Here is a 21,924-nt window from a genome sequence, read left to right on the forward strand (position 1 = left end):
CGGAGGGGAAACCGGTGTCCACTCTGGCGTGACCTGCGCCCATGCGTCCAACAGAAGAATCCGATGGAATTCAGCGGCTACGCTTCTCAGTCATGGAACTGCGTCACTTGCAGCATTTCGTCGCGGTCGCCGAGGACCAGCACTTCACCCGGGCGGCGGAACGCCTCCTGGTCTCCCAGTCGGGCCTGTCGGCGTCCATCCGCGCGCTGGAGCGGGAGCTGCAGACGCCGTTGTTCGTGCGCACGACCCGCCGGGTGACGCTCACCCCGGCCGGGCGGGCGCTGCTGGGTGAGGCGGAGCGGATCCTCGCGCAGGTCCGTTCGGCCCACGAGGCGGTGGCCGCGGTGCAGGGCGTGCTGCGCGGGATGCTCGCGCTCGGGTCCGAGCAGTGCATCGCCGGGGTGCACGTGGCCGGGCTGCTGGCGGCGTTCCGGCGGAGCCACCCGGACGTGGAGATCTGTCTGCGGCAGGCGGGCTCGGGGGCCCTCGCGGAGGAGGTCGCGGCCGGGCGCCTGGATCTGGCGTTCGCCGTGCGCACCGACCGGGAGGACACCGACCAGCTGCGGACCGTGCCGCTGACGAGCGAGCCGATGATGGTGCTGTGCCATCCGAGCCACCGGCTCGCGGCGGCCGGGGTGGCGGTGACGCCGGAGGATCTGGGCGGTGAGGTCTTCGTCGACTTCCATCCGGACTGGGGGCCGCGGCGCACCACCGACGCCGCGTTCGCCGCCGCGGGCGTGCGCCGCAGCGTCGCCCTGGAGGTCAACGACGTGCACAGCCTCCTCGATCTCGTGGACGAGGATCTCGGCATCGCCGTCGTGCCGCGCCACTTCCGGCACAAGCGTGCCTCGCTGACCGCCCTGCCGGTGAAGGGCGCCGGGGACGCCGTGTACGAGACGGTGGCCCTGCTGCCGCCCGAGCAGGCGACCAGTCCGGCGGCCCGGGCCCTGATGGCCCTGCTGGAAACAGGGGGCGTGGCACCACCCCAGGAGGGTGTCCACCCCTCCTGACCCGATCCGTCCCGCGCACCAGACTCGTGACCGTCCCGGAAGGCAACCGCGGTCAGGAGCAGGCGAGATGACGGATCACACACGACGGAACGTGCTGCGCGGCGCTGCGGCGATCACGGCGGCCGGCGCGCTGGTCGGCACCGGGGCGGGAGGAGGGCCCGCCGTGGCAACGTCCCGGACCCCGCGCCGCTTCCCCTTCCTGGAGGGCGCGTTCGAGCCGGTCACCGAGGAGCTGACGGCCTTCGACCTGCCGGTCACCGGCCGTATCCCGCACGAACTGAACGGCCGCTACCTGCGCAACGGCCCCAACGTCCTGGGGCTGGAGGACCCGCGCGCCCACCACTGGATGCTCGGCGAGGGCATGGTGCACGGGGTGCGGCTGCGCGAGGGCCGGGCGGAGTGGTACCGCAACCGCTGGGTGCGGTCCTCGCAGGTGGCGAGGAAGCTCGGGGAGCCCTGCCCGGGTCCGGTGCCGCCGGACGACTTCCCGTGCAACACCCATGTGATCCCCTACCGGGGGCGGATCCTCGCCCTCCAGGAAAGCGGGCCGCTGCCGTACGAACTCGACGACGAGCTGAACACCGTCGCTCCGTACGACTTCCGGGGCACCCTGAAGGGCCCGCTCACCGCGCACACCAAGTTCGACGTGCACGCCGCGGAGCTGCACGCCATCGCCTACTACCCGACCTGGGACCACGTCCGGCACCTGGTGTTCGGCCCGACGGGCCGGCTCGTGCGGACCACGAGGATCCCGGTGGCGGACGCGCCGATGATCCACGACTTCGCGCTCACCGAGAACCACGTGGTGCTCCTCGACATGCCGGTCACCTTCGACCCGGCGGGCGCCGAGCGCGGCGACATCGTGCCGTACGTCTGGAACGACCGGCATCCGGCACGGGTCGGCGTGCTGCCCCGCGCGGGCGGCGCGGTCCGCTGGTTCGAGGTCGACCCGGTCTACTACTCGCACACCCTCAACGCCTACGAGGAGGGGCCGCGCATCGTCGTCGACATGACCAACTTCGACGCTCCGTTCCTCGTCGCCGGCAACGGCTCGGGCGGCCCCTGCGGAGCGGGCACGCCCCGGCTCGACCGCTGGACGGTCGACCTGCGGCAGGGGCGGGTGCGGACCAGGACCCTCGACGACCGCCCCCAGGAGTTCCCCCGGGTCAACGAGGCGCTGGTGTCCCGCCGGCACCGGTACGGCTACTCGGCCGCCGCCGCGGAGATGTCGCTCGCCTACCAGGCGGTCGACGGCACGCCGCCCGACGGGGCCTTCACCAACGCGCTCATCAAGCACGACCTGCTGCGCGGCACGTCCGAGGTCCACCGGCTGCCCGGGGGCGCGGCGGCGAGCGAGGCCGTGTTCGTGCCGTCCGACCCGCGCGACGGAAGGGCTGCGGAGGACGACGGGTATGCGGTCGCGTACGTGCACAACCCCGACCGCGGGGCGTCGGACCTGGTGATCCTCGCGGCCCAGGACTTCACCGGGGAGCCGGTGGCCCGGATCCATCTCCCGGGGCGGGTGCCGCTGGGCTTCCACGGGAGCTGGATTCCCGACGCGTGATCCCCGGCCATGCGCGATGGTGGACGTATGCATGCGAAGGACATCCTCATCGACGGTTTCAGCCGCATCCGCGAAGAAGTCCATGCCACCGTCGAGGGGCTCGGGCCGGACGAGCTGACCGCCCGCCCCTCCCCCGACACCAATTCGATCGCCTGGCTGGTCTGGCACCTCACCCGCGTCCAGGACGACCACATGGCCGACGCCTTCGGCCTGGAACAGGTGTGGCTGTCCCAGGACTGGGAGAAGCGCTTCGGTCTCGACCTGCCCCGCCGCGACACGGGCTACGGCCACAGCCCCGCCAAGGTCGCACGGGTCCGGGTCGACTCGGGTGAGCTGCTGACCGGCTACTACGACGCCGTGCACGACCAGAGCCTGGACGCCCTGCGGGGCCTCACCGCCAAGGACCTGGAGCGGGTCGTCGACGAGCGCTGGGACCCGCCGGTCACCCTGGGCGTCCGGTTGGTCAGCGTCCTGTCCGACGATCTCCAGCACGTCGGACAGGCCGCCTACCTGCGCGGGCTGCTTCAGAGCGCGGCGTAACCGGGCAGCACCACGTCCCGGATGAGTGCGTTCCGCTCGTCGAAGGGGAGGAACGCGCTCTTCAGGGCGTTCACGGTGACCGTGCGCAGATCCTCGACGGTCCAGCCCGCCTGCTCGACCAGCAGGGACATCTCGCGGGTCATCGTCGTGCCCGACACCAGGCGGTTGTCGGTGTTGAGGGTGACGCGGAAGCCGAGGTCCTTGAGCGCGGTGATCGGGTGCTCGGCGATGGAGGTGGCGGCGCCCGTCTGGAGGTTGGACGTCGGGCACATCTCCAGGGCGATGCGCCGGTCGCGCACCCAGCCCGCGAGCCGGCCGAGCTTGCCCGACGCGAGGTCCGGGATGTCGTCGGTGATCCGCACGCCGTGCCCGATGCGCTGGGCGCCGCACACCTGGAGGGCCTGGTGGATGCTGGGCAGGCCGTGCGCCTCGCCGGCGTGGATGGTGAACGGCACGTTCTCGCGGCGCAGGTGCTCGAAGGCCGCGAGGTGGTCGGCGGGCGGGAAGCCGTCCTCGGCGCCGGCGATGTCGAAGCCGACGACTCCGGCGTCGCGGAACGCCACGGCCAGGTCGGCGGCCTCGCACACCCGGTCGAACATCCGCATGCCGCAGAGCAGGGTGCCGACCCGCACGGGCGTGCCCGCGGCCGCCGCCTTGGCCATGCCCGCCGCCAGGCCCTCCTGGACGGTCTCGACGACCTCGGCCATGGTCAGCTCACCGTTGGTGTTCAGCTCGGGGGCGTAGCGCACCTCGCCGTAGACGACACCGTCGGCGGCCAGGTCCAGCACGTACTCCTCGGCCGTGCGGAGCAGGCCCTCGCGGGTCTGCATCACGGCGAGGGTGTGCTCGAAGGTCGCTATGTAGCGCACCAGGTCGCCGGAGTTGGCGGCCTCGTAGTACCAGGCGGCGAGCTCGTCCGGGTCGGTGGTCGGCAGGGTGTGGCCGACCGCGTCGGCCAGCTCCACCACGGTGGCGGGGCGCAGGCCGCCGTCGAGGTGGTCGTGCAGCACGGCCTTGGGGAGGCGGCGGATCAGATCGGTGTCTACGCGCGTAGCAGTCATGACGGGTCTTTCCTCGGGCGGGTGGTTCGAAGCGGCGGGGCGGAGTCAGCCGGCGGGCTGGAGCAGGTCCCAGCGGTTTCCGTACAGGTCCTGGAAGACGGCGACGGTCCCGTACGGCTCGCGCCGCGGGTCCTCCAGGAAGGTCACGCCCGCGGCGGCCATCCGGGCGTGGTCGCGGGCGAAGTCGTCGGTGTGCAGGAAGAACCCGACCCGTCCACCGGTCTGGTCCCCGACCCGGGCGGCCTGGACGTCCCCCTCGGCGCGGGCCAGCAGCAGACCGGTGCCGGTTCCCCGGACGCCGGGTTCGACGACGACCCAGCGCGATCCGTCGGGCCGGGGCGCGTCCTCGACGAGCCGGAATCCGAGGGCGTCGGTGTAGAAGCGGATCGCCTCGTCGTAGTCGTCGACGACGAGGGTGACCAGGGCGATACGTCTCATCGAGGGCCTCTCGGAGCGGGCGGTTGACCGGAGAGGTTATACGTAAAACTCCTGGGATGCCAACCACGTCTCCGACCGCCTGTAACTACTAGTATGTACACTCCTGCTCAGCGAGACCCTGGAGGTCCCATGCCGTTCGTCCGCATAGACACGCTCCGGGCCGGGCCCGAGCGCCTCGCCGCACTCGGCCGTGCCGTGCACGAGGCCCTGACAGAGACGCTCGGCCTCCCGCCCGACGACCGCTTCCAGATCCTGACGGACCACGACGGCACGAACGGCACCCTGCGCCACGGCGACTACCTCGGCGTCCGCCGCGACGACGGCATCGTCTACGTCTCGATCACGCTTCGCTCCGGCCGCACCGCTGCCCAGAAGCAGGCGCTCTACCACAGGATCGCCGGGCTGGCCCACGCGTACGCGGGCACCGAACCGCGCAACGTCTTCGTCGTCCTGACGGAGAACGAGTCGGCGGACTGGTCGCTGGGCGAGGGGGCCGCGCAGTATCTCGAGAGGCCTAGGCCACCGGCTTAGGGCTGTGGCCCGAGGTGCCGGGTGTCGTTGTTCGCTACCGTCGCGTGCATGAAGATCACCGAGCCGCCCCGCACCCCCGAACAGCGCAAGGCGGACCTGCTGGGTCGCCTGGAGCGTGAGATCGACATCTGGGTCGCGACGGCCGACTCCGAAGGTATGCCCTGTCTCGTGCCGCTGTCGTTCGTGTGGCACGACGATGCCGTGTGGCTGTGCACCCGGCTGACCAACCCCACCGGCCGCAATCTGCGGGACGGCGGGCGGACCCGGCTGGCCCTCGGGGACACCCGGGACGTCGTGCTCGTCGACGGTGAGGTGCGCACCTACCCGATGCGGGAGGTGCCGCCGGCGGCGGTCGAGGCGTTCCGCGCGAAGACCGGCTGGGATCCGCGCGAGGATCACGCGTCGTACGCGTTCTTCCGGGTGCGGCCGCGCACGGTGCAGGCGTGGTGCGAGGTGCACGAGCTGCCGCGCAGGCACCTCATGCGGGAGGGTGTCTGGGGCGTGTAGGGGTCACTCAACCGGCCACGTGGCGCGGCCTGTCGAGCCGGGTCAGCTCCTCGTCGGTGAGACGGATCGCGCCCGCTGCGACGTTCTCCGCGAGATGGGCGGGGTTGCCGGTGCCGGGGATGGCGAGGACGTGGGGGCCCTGGTGCAGGGTCCAGGCGATGCGGATCTGGGCGGGGCTCGCGCCATGGGCCCGGGCGACGGCGCGGACGTCGTCGTCGTGGGCGGTGGTGGCTCCCTGCTCGGCGGCCTCGCCGGCGACGGCGTAGAACGGCACGAAGGCGATGCCCTGTTCGCGGCAGATACGGAGCAGTTCGTCGCCGTCGGGGTCGGGGCGGTCGAGGGCGTACCGGTTCTGGACGCAGACCACGGGGGCGATGGCCCGGGCCTCGGTGAGATGGCGGGGCGTGACGTTGGAGATGCCGAGGTGCCGGATCAGACCCGCCTCGCGCAGTTCGGCGAGTGCCCCGAAGTGCTCGGCGATCGAGTCGTACCGCGGCATCCGGCGCAGGTTGACCACGTCCAGGTGGTCGCGGCCGAGCTGGCGCAGGTTCTCCTCCACGTGGCCGCGCAGGTCCTCGGGCCGCGCGGAGGTGGCCCACTCCCCGTCGTAGGCACGGTACGGGCCCACCTTGGTGACGATGACCAGGTCGTCGGGATAGGGCGCGAGCGCGCTGTTGATCAGTTCGTTGGCGGAGCGCAGCGAAGAGAAGTAGAAGGCGGCCGTGTCGATGTGGTTGACGCCGAGGTCGATCGCCTTGCGCAGGACGGCGATCGACCGGTCGCGGTCGCTCGGTGTGCCGTGGTGGAAGGCGGCGCTGCCCGTCAGCCGCATCGCGCCGAAGCCGAGGCGGTTGACGGGCAGGTCGCCGAGTTTCCAGGTGCCCGCGGCGTCCGCGGTGATCGTCTGTGAGCTCATCGGCGGAGTCTCACACACGGCACGCGGGCCGGCGAAGCCGGTTTACGGATACGTGTAGGAGTTGAGGGTGGTGACGGCGGAGGCCGGGTTGCCGCGGTCGTAGTGGTCCACGGCGAGGAAGTTGGGCTTCTTGCGGGCGGCCGGCAGGCAGAACCGCTGGGCGCGGTCGGCGAGTTTGCTGTTGTCCGTGCCCGCCGTGCCGGTGAGCGGGACGTCACGGAAGTGGTTCATGACGAACAGCGGGCGGAATCCGGGTTCGGTGCGGGTCAGCGGGATGTTGGTGTCGGCTCCGTACCAGCGGCTGTAGCAGGACCAGTCGGAGGTGCCGAGGCCGGAGCCCATCGACCAGTGGTTCTCGACGGTCCACTCGCGCTGGTACATGACGCCGAAGCTGTCCCGCGTGAGGCCTGCGGCCTGGTCGGCGGAGCGGCCGTGGTCGCTGAAGATCAGCAGCCGGTCGCCGGCGGCGGCCAGGTCCGCCATGGTCGGCCAGCCGTTCTGCCGCACGCCGGTGAGGTCGGGCCGGTAGAGCACGTCGGACAGGCCGCTCACACGGGCGAGTTCGGCGCGCAGGACAACCGGGTCGACGTAGTCCTCCAGGAAGACGGTGACGAACTGGTCGGGGTGGGCCTTGAGGAAGTCGACCATGCGCTGGAGGCCGACCCACAGGGCGACGGGCCTGCTGACGAGGGTGCAGCTGTTGTGGCAGAGGATCGCGCCGTCCGGGGTCTGGTGCACGTCCAGCATGAATCCCCGGACCCCGTCGGCCAGTTGGCGTTCGATGCCGCGGGTCTGGTTGGGCACGAGGTTGACGAAGGGCGGGGCGAAGCCGCCGTCGACGCCGTTGGCGTAGGCGTTGTGGGTGGTGAGGAACGTGACCTGGTCCAGGGTGCGGCGGTCCTGCGGCGGCATGGGGCCGGTGGCGGGGTTCACGGGGGTGAGGTACCAGGCGGCGAGGTCGCCGGACCCGCCGACGGCGAGCCGGGCGGGGTAGGTGGCGCCGGGCGGCTTGGGCGCGACCGTGAGGTGGCGGGTGGTCCCCGGGGCCTTGAGCGTGTAGCGGTCGGCGCCGATCGGACTGACCTCCCACCCGGCGTCGGCGCTCGCGCAGGCGACGGTCGCGGCCAGGTCGCCGCTGCGGCCGAGACAGCTGCCGGCCGCGTCGGTGCTCTCCAGGACGTACGAGGAGCCGCTCGGCTTCAGCTGCCACTGCTGGCGGTCCTCGTTGCCGCGGGGTCTGTGCTGCTCGACCGCTCCGCCGTTGTCGGCCGCGTTGAGCCCGGTCGTGGCGCTCTGGACGTAGTACGGGCCCGGGGCTGGAACGGCTGCGGCAGCAGGCTGGGGTGCCACGACCGCGGCGGCCAGTGCCGCGGTCGTGGCGAGCAGGGCGTGGGGGGTGCGTAGGCGCATGAGGGATGCCCTTCGGTCAACCAGTCAGGTTCATGACATCCCGCATGACACCACGCCCTGGGGTCCGGCGTCAGCAGTACAGGTTGCCGCCGGGTGACGTCCCGAGGATCTGGGTGAACCGCTGGTAGTTGTTCACGCGGCTCTGCACCTGCGCCGGGTTCTTGCCGTCGCATTCCAGGGAGCCGTTGATGCTGCGGATCGTCTGGCCGAAGCCGGCGCCGTTCACCATGGCGTTGTGCGGGGTCATGGAACCGGGGCCGGTCTGGGTGTTCCAGTACCACAGGGCGGTCTTCCAGGCGACGGCCGAGTCGTTCTGCACCAGCCAGGGGTTGTTCAGCAGGTCGATGCCGAGCGCGTCGCCCGCGGCCTTGTAGTTGAAGTTCCAGCTCAGCTGGATCGGGCCGCGCCCGTAGTAGGCGGCCTGTCCGGCCGGACAGCCGTAGGGCCGCCCCCAGTCGCAGTAGTGCGGGTAGTTGGCGGTGTTCTGCTCGACCACGTGCACCAGACCGCCGGTCTCGTGGCTGACGTTGGCGAGGAAGGCCGCGGCCTCCTGCTTCTTCACCGTGTCGCTGCCGGTGTTGGCGAAGCCGGGGTAGGCACTGAGGGCCGCGGTGAGCCCGCTGTAGCTGTAGAACGAATTCCGGTTCGGGAACATCTGGTTGAACTGGGCCTCGCTCACCACGAAGCGCGCGTTGGGCGTGCCGGGACCGTTGTCGCAGGCGTACGGCTCCCAGTACCAGGTGCTGATGACCGGGTCGTAGCCCGGGTTGGCGTGCTCGGCGATGTACGCCTTGCCGTCGGTGTAGCGGACGATGTCACCGGCGTTGTACGCCTTCCCGGCCGTCCAGTTCGGGTAGCTGGAGCAGGCGGCGGCCGAGGCGTTCGAGGCAGGCAGGAGCACCGGCGCGGCGCCGGCGAGGGTGAGGGTGGCCAGGAATGCGGAGATGCGGCGTCTCGACACGGGTTCAACTCCTTCGCGGAGCACGGCCGCACCCTGACGAGGGCAAGGTGAAACAGGCCCTTGCCCGCACGCGCCGGTGGTCCGGTCACGGCGTGGGGGTGGCCGTGGTGGGGCTGTGAAGGCACACTCAACCGCGTTGGTCTGTACCAGTCAAGGGTGTAGACCAGTCAGGTATAGACCTGTCGGCTTCCGCGCTGGTGACGCCTCGTAGTTCCCCGGTCGCCTCGGCGCGATCGGCGACCCGTCCGTGCCCTCCGGCATCTGAAACGCTCACACGTGCGCCGGGTCCTCCAGCGACGCCGTCAGCCGGCCCAGCAGGGACCGCAGCAGGTCGTCGTCGCCTTCGCCCAGCGAGAGCCGGCCGGCACGGACCGCGCGGTCGAGGCGCTGCCAGTACTCCTGGCCGCGCGGGGTGAGATGGGCGAGGATGCGGCGCCGGTCGAACGGATCGGCCCTGCGGTGCACGAGGTTCTGGTCGACGAGCTGGTCGACCAGCTTGGTCAGCGTCGGAGGCGGCAGGAAGGCGGCCTCCGCGAGCCCCGTCATGTGGTGCCCCTCGCCGTCCGACAGCGAGGCGAGCACCCGCCACGCGTCCAGTGAGCAGCCCTCCGCCTCCAGCACGCCCTGCAACCGGCGCGCCGCGAGTCGTTCGGCCCGCGTCAGCAACTGCGCGAGGTCGTCGGGCCGACGCGGGGTGGGGCTGGACATCCCTGCTCTCCTAGGTGCCGGGGGCTGTCCATAGTAGGAGACGCACTGGAGTTCGTCCCGGGGAGCCGGAATCATGACGCCATGTTCCGGCACGATCTCCCCGCGCCCGAGTGGTTCACGGCCGACGACTCCGTGCTCGGCGTGGCCCTCGTCTTCCCCCTCCAGGGGCCGGCCGGGATTTTCGGACCCACCTGTGAGCTGTGCGCCCGGCTGGCCGCCGAGGAGGTCAACCGGGACGGCGGCGTGCTCGGCAGGGAGCTGCGGCTGGTGCCGGTCGACGGCTCGGGCCCGCCGCACGAGATCGCCGACGAGGTCGGCGCGCTGGTGGACGTGGGTGCCGTGCAGGGCGTCACCGGCTGGCACATCTCCTCCGTACGGCAGGCGCTGGCACCGCGGATCGCGCACCGCGTCCCGTACGTGTACACCGCGCTGTACGAGGGCGGGGAGGACACGGCGGGGGTGTTCCTGACGAGCGAGACCCCGCGCGACCAGCTCAGGCCGGCGATGCAACTGCTGGCGCGCGAGCGCGGGGTGCGGCGCTGGTTCGTCGTGGGCAACGACTACGTGTGGCCGCGGCACACGGCCCGCTCGGCCCGCGGGTACGCCCGGTACTGCGGCGGGTGGGTCGCCGGCGAGGTCTATCTCCCGCTCGGCACCCACGACTTCGGGCCGGTGCTGCGCCGCGTCGAACGCTCCGGCGCCGACGCGGTGCTGATGCTGCTCGTCGGCAGTGACGCGGTGCGCTTCAACCGGGAGTTCGCGGCGTACGGCCTGCACGCGCGCTGCTTGCGGCTGAGCACCCTGATGGACGAGAACATGCTGGTGGCGAGCGGCCCGGAGGCCACCGAGGACCTCTACAGCACGGCCGGGTTCTTCGCCTCGCTGGCCAATCGCGACACCCTCGACTTCCACGGGCGGTACGCCGCCCGCTACGGCGTCGAGGCGCCCGCCCTCGGCAGCCTCGGCGAGTCCTGCTACGAGGGTGTGCTGCTGCTGGCCGCGCTGCTGAAGCGGGCCGGGGCGCTGGACGTCTCGGCGATCGGCGCGGCGGCCGGTGCGGGGGCGGTGTCGTACGAGGGCCCGCGCGGGCTGCTCCACCTCCGGGACGCCCATGTGCGCCAGCGGATCTATCTGGCACGGGCCGACGGGCTCGACTTCGACGTCCTCACGGAGCTGGAGGCGCGTCCCTGACGGCACGCTCCGGTCCGCGCCCGCCGGATGCGCGGCCGGCCGGCGACACACCCCCCGGATCGGCGCCCCGCGCCGCCCGGCCGCGAGAATTCCTCCCATGACCACCACACCACATCCCCTCGTCACCCGCGCCCAGCTCCTGGCCGGCGAGCTGCTCCTCCCGCAGGCCGAGCGCGTCGACCAGGAGGGGGTGCCCGCGAGCCATGTCGAGGCGGTGAAGCGGGCGGGGCTCCTCGGTGTGGTCGCGCCCCAGGAGTACGGCGGGGCCGACGCGCCCGTGGCCGTGGCGCGGGAGACCGCGGAGATCCTGGCCGGGGCGTGCTGCTCCACCTGGTTCGTGCAGACACAGCACCACACACCGGTGAAGCTGCTCGCCACGTACGACTCGCCCGTCCGGGAGAAGCTGCTGCGGCCGCTGGCGACCGGTGAGCTGATGGCGGGCATCGCGTTCGCCCATGTCCGCGCCTTCCCCCGGGTGACCGTGCGGGCCGTTCCCGAGGAGGGCGGCTGGCGGTTCGAGGGCAGGGTGCCCTGGTACACGGGCTGGGGTCTGAACGACGTGATGCTGCTGGCCGGGGTGACGGACACGGCCGAGGTGGTGTTCGTGTTCGCCGAGGCACGTGAGCAGCCGGGGCTGAGGGCGTCGGCGCCGATGCGGCTCGCGGCTCTCACCGCCGCCCGTACGGTGTCCCTGGAGCTGGACGGCCTGCGGGTGCCGGAGGAGGCCGTGGTGCTGCGCACGCCGCAGGAGGAGTTCGCCCAGGTCGACCTGCCCCGGGCCGCCAACGCCAGTCCGGCCGTGTTCGGGATCGCGTACGCGGCGCTGGACCTGGTGGCGCGGACCCCGGACGGTGAGGAGACGGCACGGTCGCTGCGGGCCCGGCTCGACGAGGTACGGCGGGACGCCTACGCCCTGGCCGACCAGCCCGTCACGCCCGGCTGCGTACCGGAGCGACTGGCCGTGAAGACCCGTGCGTACGACCTCCTGCGCGCGGCCACCACCGCGGCGATCGTCGCCGGGGGCGGGCGCGCCATGGGCCTGGGCAGCCGGGCGCAGCGGCTGGCGCGCGAGGGGATGTTCCTGCTGGTGCAGGGCCAGACGGCCGAGGCACGCCGGACGCACCTCGGCTCGCTGGCGTCCGGCTAGCGCAGGTGCGCCACGGCCGGTGTCCGGTCCGTCCGGTCCGTCCGGTCCGTCCGGTCCGTCCGGTCCGTCCGGTCCGTCCGGGGTGGGATCTTCCCGCAGAACTCCGCCTCGATGACGTCGATGTAGAGGGAGGAGTCCGGGAGCCAGTCGCCGTTGATGTTGAACGTGAGCTGGTGCTCGCCGTCCTGGGTGCCGACCATCGCGGACAGCGAGCCGTTCGTCCGACCGCTCTTGCCCACCACCTTCACACCGCAGGACAACCGTGCGAACTCGACCCCGAGTCCATATCCGATGCCCGGCCCGGCCGGGACCTCGTCGAACATCTCCTTCAGCTGCCGCGGCGGCAGCAAGTGGCCCTTCACAAGGGCGCGTTGGAAGCGGTTGAGGTCGCCGCTGGTGGAGATGACGTCGCCGGCCGCGCCCAGCCAGGTCATGTTCTGTTCGGTGGCGTCGTGGATCTCGGCTTCGGGGGCGTCCTGGTGGAGCCGGGAGTACCCGACGGGGTGGGGCTTCGGCATGTGGGGTGCCGTGCCGGGAAACGACGTCCCGTGCAGCTTCAGCGGCCGGAGGATGCGGCGGGTGATCTCCTGAGCGTAAGTGCGGCCGGTGACCTTCTCGATGACCATGCCCGCGACGATGAAGTTGGTGTTCGAGTAGGACGGTTCGTTCTCCGGGCCGGGCTGCGGTGGGCGCCGCAGGGCGATCGCCACCAGTTCCTCGGGTGTGTGGGTGTCGTACCGGTGCTCCGGGAATCCGGGCCCCGCGGCGTCGTGGATGAAGTCCGGGTCGTCGGTGTGGTTCGGAATGCCACTGGTGTGGTTGAGGAGTCCGCGCAAGGTGACCTGGTCACCGTCGTGGCCGTTGCCGCGCAGCAGGCCGGGCAGCCATCGCTCGACCGTGTCGTCCAGGTTCAGTCTGCCTTCCGCCTCCAGTTGGAGCAGGACGGTCGCGACGAACGTCTTGGTGATGCTGGCTCCGCGGAAGTGGTCACCGGCCGATCGCTTGCGGCCGGTCGAGGTGTCGGCGTAACCGGACCGGCCGAACCAACTCCCCTTGCTGTCATGGACCTTGGCTGCCACCCCGGGAAGGCCGCCCTGCTCGACCAGGGCGCGTAACGCGGTCCGGGTCGCCTCGTGGCCGTGCTGCGGCTGGGCCGCCTGCGCCGCCGGGGCGAGTGCCGCCGTACCGGCGCAGAGCGCCACGGCCAGGGCGATCGAGAGGGTGCGTGCGGCGCGTCGCTTCATATGTGTGTCCTCCTGGTCACCGGGGGGCGGGTCTGCTCCCACGGTGACCAGGACGCCCGCCCACGGCTCCAGGGTTGATCTTCCGGAACGGAACCAACGGGGTGTCAGCTCGCGACCGGCAAAGGGGGCCTGAGCCGCGGGCGCGGCCTCCTTGCCACCGGCGTGCCGCCACAGACCCTGCGCGGCGAGGCGCGGCAGGAGGTGCCGTCACGCCCTGGAGCTGCACCGGACGCCCTGCGGCGACGCCGTCGGCCCGGGCGGACAGTTCGGTGGCCTCGACGATCGCGGGGTGGCGGAAGTCCGCGCCGAGCAGGGCCTCGGCGGGGATCGTACGGACGTCGAGCGGGGATCACGTCATGGCCCTGGGCCGCCAGACGCCGGTCGAGGTGGCGCAGCAGCCGGCTGGTGCGGGAGGAGGCGGAGGGGCCGCCGGAGACGGACAGGACGGTGGCCATGGGCTCTCCTTTCCGGGAGCAGGCGCGACTGCGCGAGGCGCCACCGAATGCGGGGACGTCACTGAAGACGCCACTGAAGAAGGGCGTGCCGGAGCGCCGAATCAGGCGTGAGGGAATTTCACCGCACAGGGCGCCCTCTCGGCACGACGAGAGTCGTCCGACGGCGGATGAGGTGGTTAGGGGAAGCGGCGAGCCGGGAGATTCAGGCTGCGGCGCGGCAGGAAGCGCCGGAGACGCGTGCGAGGTCGACATGGCGTCGCCGCGTGAGGTCCAGTCGCACGGTCATGCCATGGATCGTGGGGGCAGCGGCAGACGACGCCCGTCAAGAAATCCGCGGCCCGTCTCGTATCCCAGACCGCGGATTTCACAAAGGGCGGCCTGAAAGGCCGTGCGGGACGGAGGAGTTCAGTCCTCGTCCGCCGGGACGACCACGAGGAAGGCGTCCGACTCCAGGTCCATCACGACGGTGGCGGCCTCGCCCTCGGCGCGGCGGCGGGCCGCGTACTCCTCCGCGGGCCACGATCCGCGCGGAGACCCCGCCGGGAACCGTTCCAACACCTTCGCGCTGATGGCCGCAGTCACGTCCGCTGCCCTCCCCTGTCCCGCGCCGCCCGCCGGGCGACGTCGATCGGTCGCTGTCGTACACATCCGGATGCCCCCGATCCGGCCGGACATGTACCGCCGGGTAGATCCCCCACCTCTCGCCGACCTCTACACATAAAGGGGACGTAAGAGCAGAATGAGGCTTACGCGGCGTTTACCGCATACCCCTCCAAACGCGGGCGCCCTGCACCTTGAAGGAGACGATCATGGCCAACGTCTCGCCCACCAGAGGTGACATCACCAGCCACCCCGATGCCTCCGAGATGCGGGATCGGTACGCCCGCGTGCTCGGCGGCCGCGATGTGGCGCTCGTGGACGGACCGGTGTTCCTGCTCGGTCTGTACTGTGCCGCCTCCCCGTGGATAGTCCACTACACGACCAGCCAGCCGGCACTCGTGACCCACAACCTGATCATGGGTATCGCGATCGGCCTGCTGGCGCTCGGCTTCACTCGTGCTCCCGAGCGCATGTACGGCCTGAGCTGGGCCATGTGCGCTCTCGGGATATGGATGATCATCTCACCGTGGATCGTGGGCGAAAGCCCGGACGCCGGTGTCGTGTGGAACAACATCATCATCGGTGCACTGGCCGTGGTCCTGGGGCTGGTGTGCGCCGGAACGGCGGCGAAGGCGTCGTCGAGGCCGTAGCGAACGCCGGAGCCGACGGCCGGTCCGCTTGCCGGACCGGCCCGCCCACGTCCGCCCCGTGGCCGCCCGCGGCGACGGGACCCGGCCCGCGCGGCGCAGGGCGGCGGACGGCCGTCGGCACCAGTAGGCCTCTTCGGCCGGGCGGGCCTCAGAGACGGCTCGTCCGCCGCAGCGCGTCGAGCCCCCTCGTGGCTGGACGCGTAGCGCGGCGTCCAGCCGAGTTCGCGCTCCGCCTTCGCGCAGGACATGCGGAGCCGGGACGACATCACGGTGTGCGCGTACGACATGGGCTTCAAGAGCCACAGCGGCACGTTCACCGGCTTCGGCAGCCCGAAGGTCCGGGCCACGGCCTCGACGTGGGCGCGGAACCCCATGGGGGTGTCGTCCGCGATGTTGTACGCCTGCCCCGGCCGGCCGCGCTCCACGGCGGCCACCACCGCGCGGGCGGCGTCCGTGAGCTCCACCCACGGCAGCACCCGCCCCCGGTCGCCGGGCAGGGGCAGCTGCCGTCGGCGCAGCAGGGGCAGCAGGGCTTCGGTGCCTCCGGGGCCGTAGAACAGGCCGAACCGCAGCGCGATGCCGTCCAGGGCCTCCGCTTCGAAGGCGAGCCGCTCCTTGGTCCGCATGCCGGCGATGTGCCGCTCCAGCGGCGGTGTGGCGCCGCGCGGGCCGAAGGGGCCGTCCTCGGTGAGCGGGCGGTCGCCGTGGTCGCCGTAGCCGTACCCGAAGGCCATGGACTCCACGACGAAGCGGCGGGCGCCGGTGGCGCGGGCGGCCTCGACGAGGTGGGCCGTGCCCTCGGTGCGCAGGGCGTCGGTGGCGTACATGTCGCGGTCCCGCATGGGGGGCTTGCGCAGGGCCGTCGCGGCGTGGACCACGGTGTCGAAGTGGTGCCCGTCGACGGCGCGCAGCAGCGCGTCGCGGTTCATGAGGTCGGCTCGGATGCCGTTCTCCCGGCTCCTGCCGAGGCCGGTGACCTTGTGACCCGCTTCGGTCAGGGCGCGGGTGATGTGCCGGCCGAGGACGCCGCTCGCGCCGGCGAGGAGAATGCTCTGACTCGTCCTGTTCGTCGTCATGACACTGCGACGGATCGGGCGGCCTCGAATGTGACATGGCGCCCCGCCTTGCTCGGCTACGACGTGTACTCGTACGGCGTCGTGGTGGTCAGCGGGACGAAGCCGAGGCGTTCCAGGATCGGCCGGCTCTGGCTGGAGGCGTCGACCTGGAGGTAGCGGTAGCCGCGGGCCGCGGCGGCGCGGGCGCGGTGGGCCACCAGCGTGCGGTAGATACCGCGGCCCCTCCAGTGCTGGACGGTGCCGCCGCCCCACAGCCCGGCGAAGGGCGTGCCGGGTACGAGTTCCATGCGGGCCGCGCTCACCGGCTCGCCGCCGGCCATCGCCACGACGGCGACGACGGTGTCCGGGTCGGCCGCCAGCCGGGCGAGGAGCTGATGGCGCAGCCAGGAGCTGTCAGCGCCGAAGGCCTTCTCGTGGACGTCGGCCACGAGATCGACGCCCGCCGGGCCGGTGACCGGCACGACGCGCACGCCCTCGGGCGGTTCGGTGCCGTGGGCCAGGCCGTCGGCCCCGCCGATCATCAGCGTCTCCTCGGGCCCGGGCGTGAACCCGGCCGCGCACAGCCGCCGCCCGAGGTCGGCCGGGCAGTCGTGCCCGTACAGCTTCCACTCGAAGTCGATGCCGAGCCCGGTGTAGTGGCCGATCTGCGCGGCGATCGCCGCGTCCGCCCCGGCCTCGTCGAGGGCGGACCACACGATGCCGTTCCAGCCCTGGGGGGAGGCGACCTGGCGGACGACGCCGCCGGTCCGCTCGACCTGGGCCCCGGGGCCGTCCGGCCGCGCTCCCGCACGCAGGTCGCGGTCGAACAGGGCGAGCAACTCGGCATGATCCATGGGCAGACTCCAGCAGCCGCCGGGCCGGACGGCAAACGGTTTTCCGGTCCGGCGGCACCCTCCCGGCCCGCGCCCCCGTTCCTTTCGCCCCGTGGCCCGGCGCCCTAGGGTCCTGTTGATCGCATCGTCACGGGAAAGGCCGCCCCATGGTCGTGAAGGACACGGAACTGCCGCATCTGCGCCGCTGCGTGGAACTGGCTGCACAGGCGCTGCAGGCCGGGGACGAGCCGTTCGGTTCGGTCCTGGTGGGCGGGGACGGCACCGTCCTGGGCGAGGACCACAACCGGGTGGCCTCGGGCGACCGCACCCGGCACCCCGAGTTCGAGCTGGCGCGCTGGTCGGCGGCACACCTCACGCCCGGGGAGCGGGCGGCCGCCACGGTCTACACCTCCGGCGAGCACTGCCCGATGTGCGCGGCGGCGCACGCCTGGGTCGGCCTCGGGCGCATCGTCTACGTCGCCTCGTCCGGGCAACTCACCACCTGGCTGGACGAGTTGGGTGTTCCCGCAGCGCCGGTCCGGCCACTCCCCGTGCGGGAGGTCGCACCCGGTGTCACCGTGGACGGCCCGGTGCCCGAACTGACCGAGCAGGTGAGGGAGTTGCACGTCAGGTTCCACCGCGGACGCCGCTGAGACCTCACGGGGAGGCGCCGGGTCCGCCCTGCCGGGCATCCGCCCGAGATGCAGGGCAGCTCGGGCGAACCTACGATCGATTCCAACTGGACCAGGTGTAAGACCAGGCGTACGCCCCGGTCTCCCCGACGGGGGGAGGCACATGTCCTCGCTGCCGGCACGTCGGCTCATGGCCGTCTATGTCGCCCTGGTTGCCGTCGTCACCGTCGTGTACATGACCATCCCGGTGATGGTTCCCGTGATGTGGGCCGTGATGGGGCTGGCCGGTGTCGCCGCCATTCTGATCGGGACGCGCCTGTACCGGCCCGCCCACCCCTGGCCCTGGCGGGTCCTGGCCGCGGGCTTGCTCGTCTTCATCGCGGGCGACACGTACTACTTCGTGATGGAGGAGTACCTGGGAGCCTCCAACCCGTTCCCGTCCCCGGCCGACGCCTGCTACCTCGCCATGTACCCGCTCATCGCGATCGGCCTGTCGGGCCTGGTACGCCACCGCTGGGCCAGCCGCGACCTGCCGAGCCTGCTCGACGCCCTGATCGTCACCGCCGGCCTGGCGCTGCCCGTATGGGTGTACCTGATGCAACCGCTGACCGTGCTGCAGGGCCTGACCTGGCAGCAGCGGGCCATCAGCATCGCCTACCCCCTCGGCGACATCCTCGTGCTGGCCCTGCTGGTCAGGCTGCTCACCCCCAGCCCGGTCAACGGCTCCAATCGCGCCGTACGCCTGCTGGTCGTCGGCACGGTGACCCTGCTGGTGACGGACATCGCGTACGGGATCCTGCAGTTGAACGACGTCTGGCAGACCGGCAGCCTGCTGGATCTCGGCTGGGTCGTCTTCTACACCGCCTGGGGCCTGGCGGCACTGCAGCCCTCCATGGTCGAGCTGACGGCTTCCGTGCCCCAGCGGGAGTCCCTGCTGCCGCCGCCACGCCGGCTGGTCATGCTGGCCGTGGCCACGCTCATCGCGCCGGGGATCCTGCTCTGGGAGGGGTTGAGCGGCCATACCCGGGACGCCGCCGTGATCGCGGCCTTCTCGGGAGTGCTGTTCCTGCTCGTGATCCTTCGGCTGGCGGGGATGGTCGTGGCGCACCGCCACGCGGTGACGCGGGAGCTGGCCCTGCGTGGGGCCGCCGCTTCGCTGGTCTCCGCCTTCCGTCAGGAAGAGGTCGACCAGTCCTGCCACCGGGCGGTCGACCGGCTGATGGGCCCGGACACAACGCATCGGACGCTGCTGCTCCCCACGGAGCGGGCGACGGAACTGGGCGCCCACGGCACCCGGCTGGTCAGCCCGGCCGTCCTCGACCCCGAGATCGCCGCCGCGCTCGACGGCCTGCCGTCGGTCCTGGTGTGCCCCATGACCCAGCCGGGCCGCCCGTCCGGAGCCGTGCCGGGCATCCTGCTGGTCGCCGCCCCCGAGCAGCAGCTCCACGAGACCTGGGGCTCCCTGGAGATCCTGGCGTCCCACGCGGGTCTGGCGATGGAGCGCGTCACGCTGCGCAAGGAGGTCTTCCGGCGGGAGAACGAAGCGTACTTCCGCACCCTGGTCCGCAACGCCTCCGACGTGATCCTGATCCTGGAGGACAACGACACCATCCGGTACGCCAGCCCCTCCGCGCGGTCCGTCTTCGGCACCGACGCGCTCCTCGGTGTGTCCCTGCCGGAGCTGGTGGACCCCGGTGACCGGGAGCGGGCGGCGCGGGAGCTGGCCGCCGTACGGGAGCGGGGTTCCGGGGCGGGCCACGACCACTGGTGGGTGCGCCGCCGCGAAGGGCGCGTCGAGGTGGAGGTCCGCTTCAGCGACTTCCGGGACGAGCGGACCGTGTCCGGTCTGGTGGTGACCCTGCGGGACGTGACCGAGCAGCGGCGGCTGGAGCAGGAGCTGACGCAGCGGGCCTTCCACGACTCGCTGACCGGTCTGCCCAACCGGACGCTGCTGCTGGAGCGGATCGAACGCGCTCTGCTGCGCGGCCGCCGCGAGTCGTCCATGACCTGTCTGCTCTTCATCGACCTCGACGACTTCAAGCTGGTCAACGACACCATGGGTCACCGGGTGGGCGACCAGCTGCTGATCGCGGTCGGCAACCGGCTGTCCCGGACGCTGCGGCGCACCGACACCGCGGCCCGGCTCGGCGGCGACGAGTTCGCGGTGCTGATGGAGGACGCCAAGCAGCCACTGGACGCCGAGCTGCTCGCGGCCCAGGTGATCCAGACCCTGGGCAGGCCCTTCGACCTGGCCGACGAGTCGGTGACGGTGTCCGCCAGCGTGGGCGTGGCCACCGCGCGCGACAGCACGGACGCCGAGGAACTGCTGGGCCATGCCGACCTCGCGCTGTACGCGGCGAAGGGGGCGGGCAAGCGGCAGTGGCGCCGCTTCAAGCCGCTGCTGCGCAGCCGCATGGTCGAGCGGCACGATCTGCAGTCCCAGCTGGCCCAGGCGGTCGCCGACAAGGCGTTCGCGCTGCGCTACCAGCCGGTCGTGGACATCACGGCGGGCGAGGTCGTCGGGTTCGAGGCGCTGGTCCGCTGGCCGCACGAACACCGGCCGCCCGTCGCACCGGAGCAGTTCATCAGCCTGGCGGAGGAGACCGGGCACATCGCCCCGCTGGGCTCGTGGGTGCTGGAGAACGCGATCAGCGACATCATCGGGCTGCAACGGCTGCCGGGCCCCGGCCGCCCGCCGTACGTCAGCGTGAACGTCTCCGCCCGTCAATTCCGCGACGCCGGGTTCATCGAGCAGGTCGGGGAGGCGCTGAGCACCCCGGGGCTCGAACCGGGATCCCTGCAGCTGGAGCTGACGGAGACGGTCCTGCTGCACCGCGACGACCGGCTCCAGACGGTGCTGAACACACTGAAGGAGCTCGGGGTGCACATCGCGGTCGACGACTTCGGCACCGGCTTCTCCTCGCTGCGTTACCTGCGGGACTTCCCCATCGACGTGCTGAAGATCGACAAGTCTTTCATCGACGACATCGCACAGGACGCCCAGCAGGTCGCCCTGGTCGAGGGCATCGTGCGGATCGCCGACACCCTGGGCCTGCAGGTCATCGCGGAGGGCATCGAGGACACCGCGCAGCGGGATCTGCTGGCCGGCATGGGGTGCCGGTTCGGGCAGGGGTTCCTGTTCGCCCGGCCGCTGACGGTGGAGCAGAGCGCGCACGTCCTGCGGGAGCCGACCGCCCGTCCCTTCGCACCCCCGCAGACCCCTCGGCCCCGCATCGATGCCGCCCGGGGCCGCCGCGAAGCGCGCTGGGCGGACCTGGAGCACCTGCGGCGCACCAGCCCGATGAGCGACGCGGTCATGGACGAGGTGCGCGGGAGACACATCCGCAGCGGTGACCACTGGCTGATCGACTTCGCGTCGTGCAACTACCTGGGCTTCGACTGGGACCCGGAGATCATGGAATCGGTCGATCCCGCGGTCCGCCGATGGGGTACGCATCCCAGCTGGTCGCGGCTGCTGGGCAGCCCGCGGCTGTACCCCGAGATCGAGGAGCGGCTCGCCGCACTGCTGGGTGCGCCGGACACGCTGCTGCTTCCCACGCTGACCTTGGTGCACTCCTCGGTGATCCCGGCCATCGCGGAGGACGGACACGTCTTCGTGGAGGCGACCGCGCACCGCACGGTCTACGACGGCTGCGTGGTGGCCCGGGCCCAGGGCGCCACCCTGCACCGCTTCCACGCCGAGCGGCTCGACGAACTGCGTGCCCTGCTGGCCGGTACGCCGCCGGGCACGCCTCGGCTGGTGTGTCTCGACGGCGTCAACAGCATGAGCGGCAACATTCCCGATCTGCCCTCTCTGGCGGCGGTGTGCCGCTCCGAGGGGGCGACGCTGTACGTCGACGACGCGCACGGCTTCGGCCTGATCGGGGAGCGCGGGCCGGGCGAGACGTGCCCGTACGGCATGCGCGGCAACTGCGTGGTGCGGCACACCGGGGAGTCGTACGACGGGATCGTGCTCGTGGGCGGGTTCTCCAAGGCGTACTCGTCCTTGCTGGCGTTCCTCGCCCTGCCACCGGAGCTGAAGAACCGGCTGAAGACCGCGGCGGCGCCCTATCTGTACTCGGGGCCGTCGCCGACGGCGTCACTGGCGACCGCGCTGGCCGGGCTGGACGTCAACGAGCGCCGGGGCGACACGATCCGGGCGGACCTGTACCGCAAGACGGTCCGGGTCCTCGACCACCTGGAGGGCATGGGGGTGAGCACCCTCAACTCGGACCGGCTGCCGATCGTGGAGGTGCCACTGGCGCACCCCGCGGACCTGGACGCTGTCGCCGCGTTCCTGTGGCAGGAGGGCGTCTATGTGACGCTGGCGGCCTACCCGCTGGTCCCCCGGGACCGGGTCGGGTTCCGCGTCCAGCTCACCGCCCTCAACTCGGACGAGGACATCGACCATCTGAACGGGACCCTGACCCGGTTGTCCGAACGCTTCCCGCTGCGGCAGAAGGGCTAGCCG

At 71.8% G+C, this 21,924-nt stretch carries 20 protein-coding genes and 2 pseudogenes; 10 read left to right on the plus strand and 12 right to left on the minus strand.

Going from position 1 to position 21,924, the window contains the following annotated elements; translation table 11 throughout:
* The first annotated feature begins 92 nt into the window (after window positions 1-92).
* From A4E84_RS02540 to A4E84_RS02550, 3 genes are all read left to right on the plus strand, one after another.
* Window positions 93-1,010 (plus strand): LysR family transcriptional regulator, encoded by a 918-nt coding sequence (locus tag A4E84_RS02540; protein ID WP_062924966.1) that lies wholly within the window; start codon window positions 93-95, stop codon window positions 1,008-1,010.
* A 67-nt stretch (window positions 1,011-1,077) separates the two neighbouring features.
* The gene (locus A4E84_RS02545; RefSeq protein WP_062924967.1) at window positions 1,078-2,574 is read left to right on the plus strand and encodes a carotenoid oxygenase family protein; all 1,497 of its coding nucleotides are present in this window, start codon (window positions 1,078-1,080) and stop codon (window positions 2,572-2,574) included.
* Between the two features lie 27 nt (window positions 2,575-2,601).
* Window positions 2,602-3,114 carry a mycothiol transferase gene (locus A4E84_RS02550; protein ID WP_062924968.1) on the plus strand — a complete coding sequence of 171 codons (513 nt, stop codon included), beginning with the start codon at window positions 2,602-2,604 and terminating at the stop codon, window positions 3,112-3,114.
* Here A4E84_RS02550 and A4E84_RS02555 read toward each other — a convergent pair.
* A complete protein-coding gene (locus A4E84_RS02555) occupies window positions 3,099-4,175 on the minus strand; it encodes an adenosine deaminase (RefSeq protein WP_062924969.1) in 1,077 nt (358 codons plus the stop codon). The genes A4E84_RS02550 and A4E84_RS02555 overlap by 16 nt on opposite strands.
* A gap of 45 nt (window positions 4,176-4,220) precedes the next feature.
* Window positions 4,221-4,613 carry a VOC family protein gene (locus A4E84_RS02560; protein ID WP_062924970.1) on the minus strand — a complete coding sequence of 131 codons (393 nt, stop codon included), beginning with the start codon at window positions 4,611-4,613 and terminating at the stop codon, window positions 4,221-4,223.
* Between the two features lie 129 nt (window positions 4,614-4,742).
* Between A4E84_RS02560 and A4E84_RS02565 the strand changes: the two genes are divergently transcribed.
* On the plus strand, window positions 4,743-5,144 hold the full coding sequence (locus A4E84_RS02565; protein ID WP_062924971.1) for a tautomerase family protein: 402 nt from the start codon (window positions 4,743-4,745) through the stop codon (window positions 5,142-5,144).
* A gap of 48 nt (window positions 5,145-5,192) precedes the next feature.
* Window positions 5,193-5,651 (plus strand): pyridoxamine 5'-phosphate oxidase family protein, encoded by a 459-nt coding sequence (locus tag A4E84_RS02570; RefSeq protein WP_062924972.1) that lies wholly within the window; start codon window positions 5,193-5,195, stop codon window positions 5,649-5,651.
* 7 nt (window positions 5,652-5,658) lie between these two features.
* On the opposite strand, the gene A4E84_RS02575 is transcribed toward A4E84_RS02570, so the two are convergent.
* The 4 genes from A4E84_RS02575 to A4E84_RS02590 form a co-directional block, all read right to left on the minus strand.
* On the minus strand, window positions 5,659-6,567 hold the full coding sequence (locus tag A4E84_RS02575) for an oxidoreductase (protein WP_062924973.1): 909 nt from the start codon (window positions 6,565-6,567) through the stop codon (window positions 5,659-5,661).
* A gap of 42 nt (window positions 6,568-6,609) precedes the next feature.
* The gene (locus A4E84_RS02580) at window positions 6,610-7,977 is read right to left on the minus strand and encodes a PI-PLC domain-containing protein (protein WP_062924974.1); all 1,368 of its coding nucleotides are present in this window, start codon (window positions 7,975-7,977) and stop codon (window positions 6,610-6,612) included.
* A gap of 70 nt (window positions 7,978-8,047) precedes the next feature.
* Window positions 8,048-8,938 carry a glycoside hydrolase family 19 protein gene (locus tag A4E84_RS02585; protein WP_062924975.1) on the minus strand — a complete coding sequence of 297 codons (891 nt, stop codon included), beginning with the start codon at window positions 8,936-8,938 and terminating at the stop codon, window positions 8,048-8,050.
* A 270-nt stretch (window positions 8,939-9,208) separates the two neighbouring features.
* On the minus strand, window positions 9,209-9,646 hold the full coding sequence (locus A4E84_RS02590; protein ID WP_062924976.1) for a MarR family winged helix-turn-helix transcriptional regulator: 438 nt from the start codon (window positions 9,644-9,646) through the stop codon (window positions 9,209-9,211).
* Window positions 9,647-9,727: 81 nt separating this feature from the next.
* Between A4E84_RS02590 and A4E84_RS02595 the strand changes: the two genes are divergently transcribed.
* Together A4E84_RS02595 and A4E84_RS02600 are read left to right on the plus strand one after the other, a co-directional pair.
* Window positions 9,728-10,837 carry a substrate-binding domain-containing protein gene (locus A4E84_RS02595; RefSeq protein ID WP_062924977.1) on the plus strand — a complete coding sequence of 370 codons (1,110 nt, stop codon included), beginning with the start codon at window positions 9,728-9,730 and terminating at the stop codon, window positions 10,835-10,837.
* Window positions 10,838-10,934: 97 nt separating this feature from the next.
* Entirely contained in the window at window positions 10,935-11,984 is a 1,050-nt protein-coding gene (locus A4E84_RS02600) for an acyl-CoA dehydrogenase family protein (protein WP_062924978.1), read from the plus strand.
* Here the strand turns inward: A4E84_RS02600 and A4E84_RS02605 are convergent.
* From A4E84_RS02605 to A4E84_RS43325, 4 genes and pseudogenes are all read right to left on the minus strand, one after another.
* Complete coding sequence (locus A4E84_RS02605) at window positions 11,981-13,228, minus strand: serine hydrolase domain-containing protein (RefSeq protein ID WP_079128827.1); 1,248 nt, start codon at window positions 13,226-13,228, stop codon at window positions 11,981-11,983. The genes A4E84_RS02600 and A4E84_RS02605 overlap by 4 nt on opposite strands.
* Window positions 13,229-13,451: 223 nt before the next feature.
* A pseudogene (locus A4E84_RS40275) lies at window positions 13,452-13,683 on the minus strand (NAD(P)H-dependent oxidoreductase); the annotation flags it as partial.
* 202 nt (window positions 13,684-13,885) lie between these two features.
* On the minus strand, window positions 13,886-13,969 hold the full coding sequence (locus A4E84_RS45630) for a putative leader peptide (RefSeq protein WP_418082253.1): 84 nt from the start codon (window positions 13,967-13,969) through the stop codon (window positions 13,886-13,888).
* A 119-nt stretch (window positions 13,970-14,088) separates the two neighbouring features.
* A complete protein-coding gene (locus A4E84_RS43325) occupies window positions 14,089-14,265 on the minus strand; it encodes a hypothetical protein (protein WP_167345901.1) in 177 nt (58 codons plus the stop codon).
* 227 nt (window positions 14,266-14,492) lie between these two features.
* Here A4E84_RS43325 and A4E84_RS40280 point away from each other — a divergent pair, with 227 nt between their 5' ends.
* Entirely contained in the window at window positions 14,493-14,933 is a 441-nt protein-coding gene (locus A4E84_RS40280; protein WP_079128828.1) for an SPW repeat protein, read from the plus strand.
* 398 nt (window positions 14,934-15,331) lie between these two features.
* On the opposite strand, the pseudogene A4E84_RS02610 reads toward A4E84_RS40280, so the two are convergent.
* Window positions 15,332-16,009 (minus strand): annotated as a pseudogene (locus A4E84_RS02610) (NAD-dependent epimerase/dehydratase family protein); the annotation flags it as partial.
* A gap of 56 nt (window positions 16,010-16,065) precedes the next feature.
* On the minus strand, window positions 16,066-16,842 hold the full coding sequence (locus tag A4E84_RS02615; RefSeq protein ID WP_062924979.1) for a GNAT family N-acetyltransferase: 777 nt from the start codon (window positions 16,840-16,842) through the stop codon (window positions 16,066-16,068).
* Window positions 16,843-16,988: 146 nt separating this feature from the next.
* Here A4E84_RS02615 and A4E84_RS02620 point away from each other — a divergent pair, with 146 nt between their 5' ends.
* Complete coding sequence (locus A4E84_RS02620) at window positions 16,989-17,474, plus strand: nucleoside deaminase (protein WP_062924980.1); 486 nt, start codon at window positions 16,989-16,991, stop codon at window positions 17,472-17,474.
* A gap of 169 nt (window positions 17,475-17,643) precedes the next feature.
* Window positions 17,644-21,921: an aminotransferase class I/II-fold pyridoxal phosphate-dependent enzyme gene (locus A4E84_RS02625; RefSeq protein WP_062931251.1), complete on the plus strand. Its 4,278-nt coding sequence runs from the start codon at window positions 17,644-17,646 to the stop codon at window positions 21,919-21,921.
* Window positions 21,922-21,924: the final 3 nt, after the last annotated feature.

The sequence above is a fragment of the Streptomyces qaidamensis genome (assembly GCF_001611795.1).
In the GTDB taxonomy this organism is placed as follows: Bacteria; Actinomycetota; Actinomycetes; order Streptomycetales; family Streptomycetaceae; genus Streptomyces; species Streptomyces qaidamensis.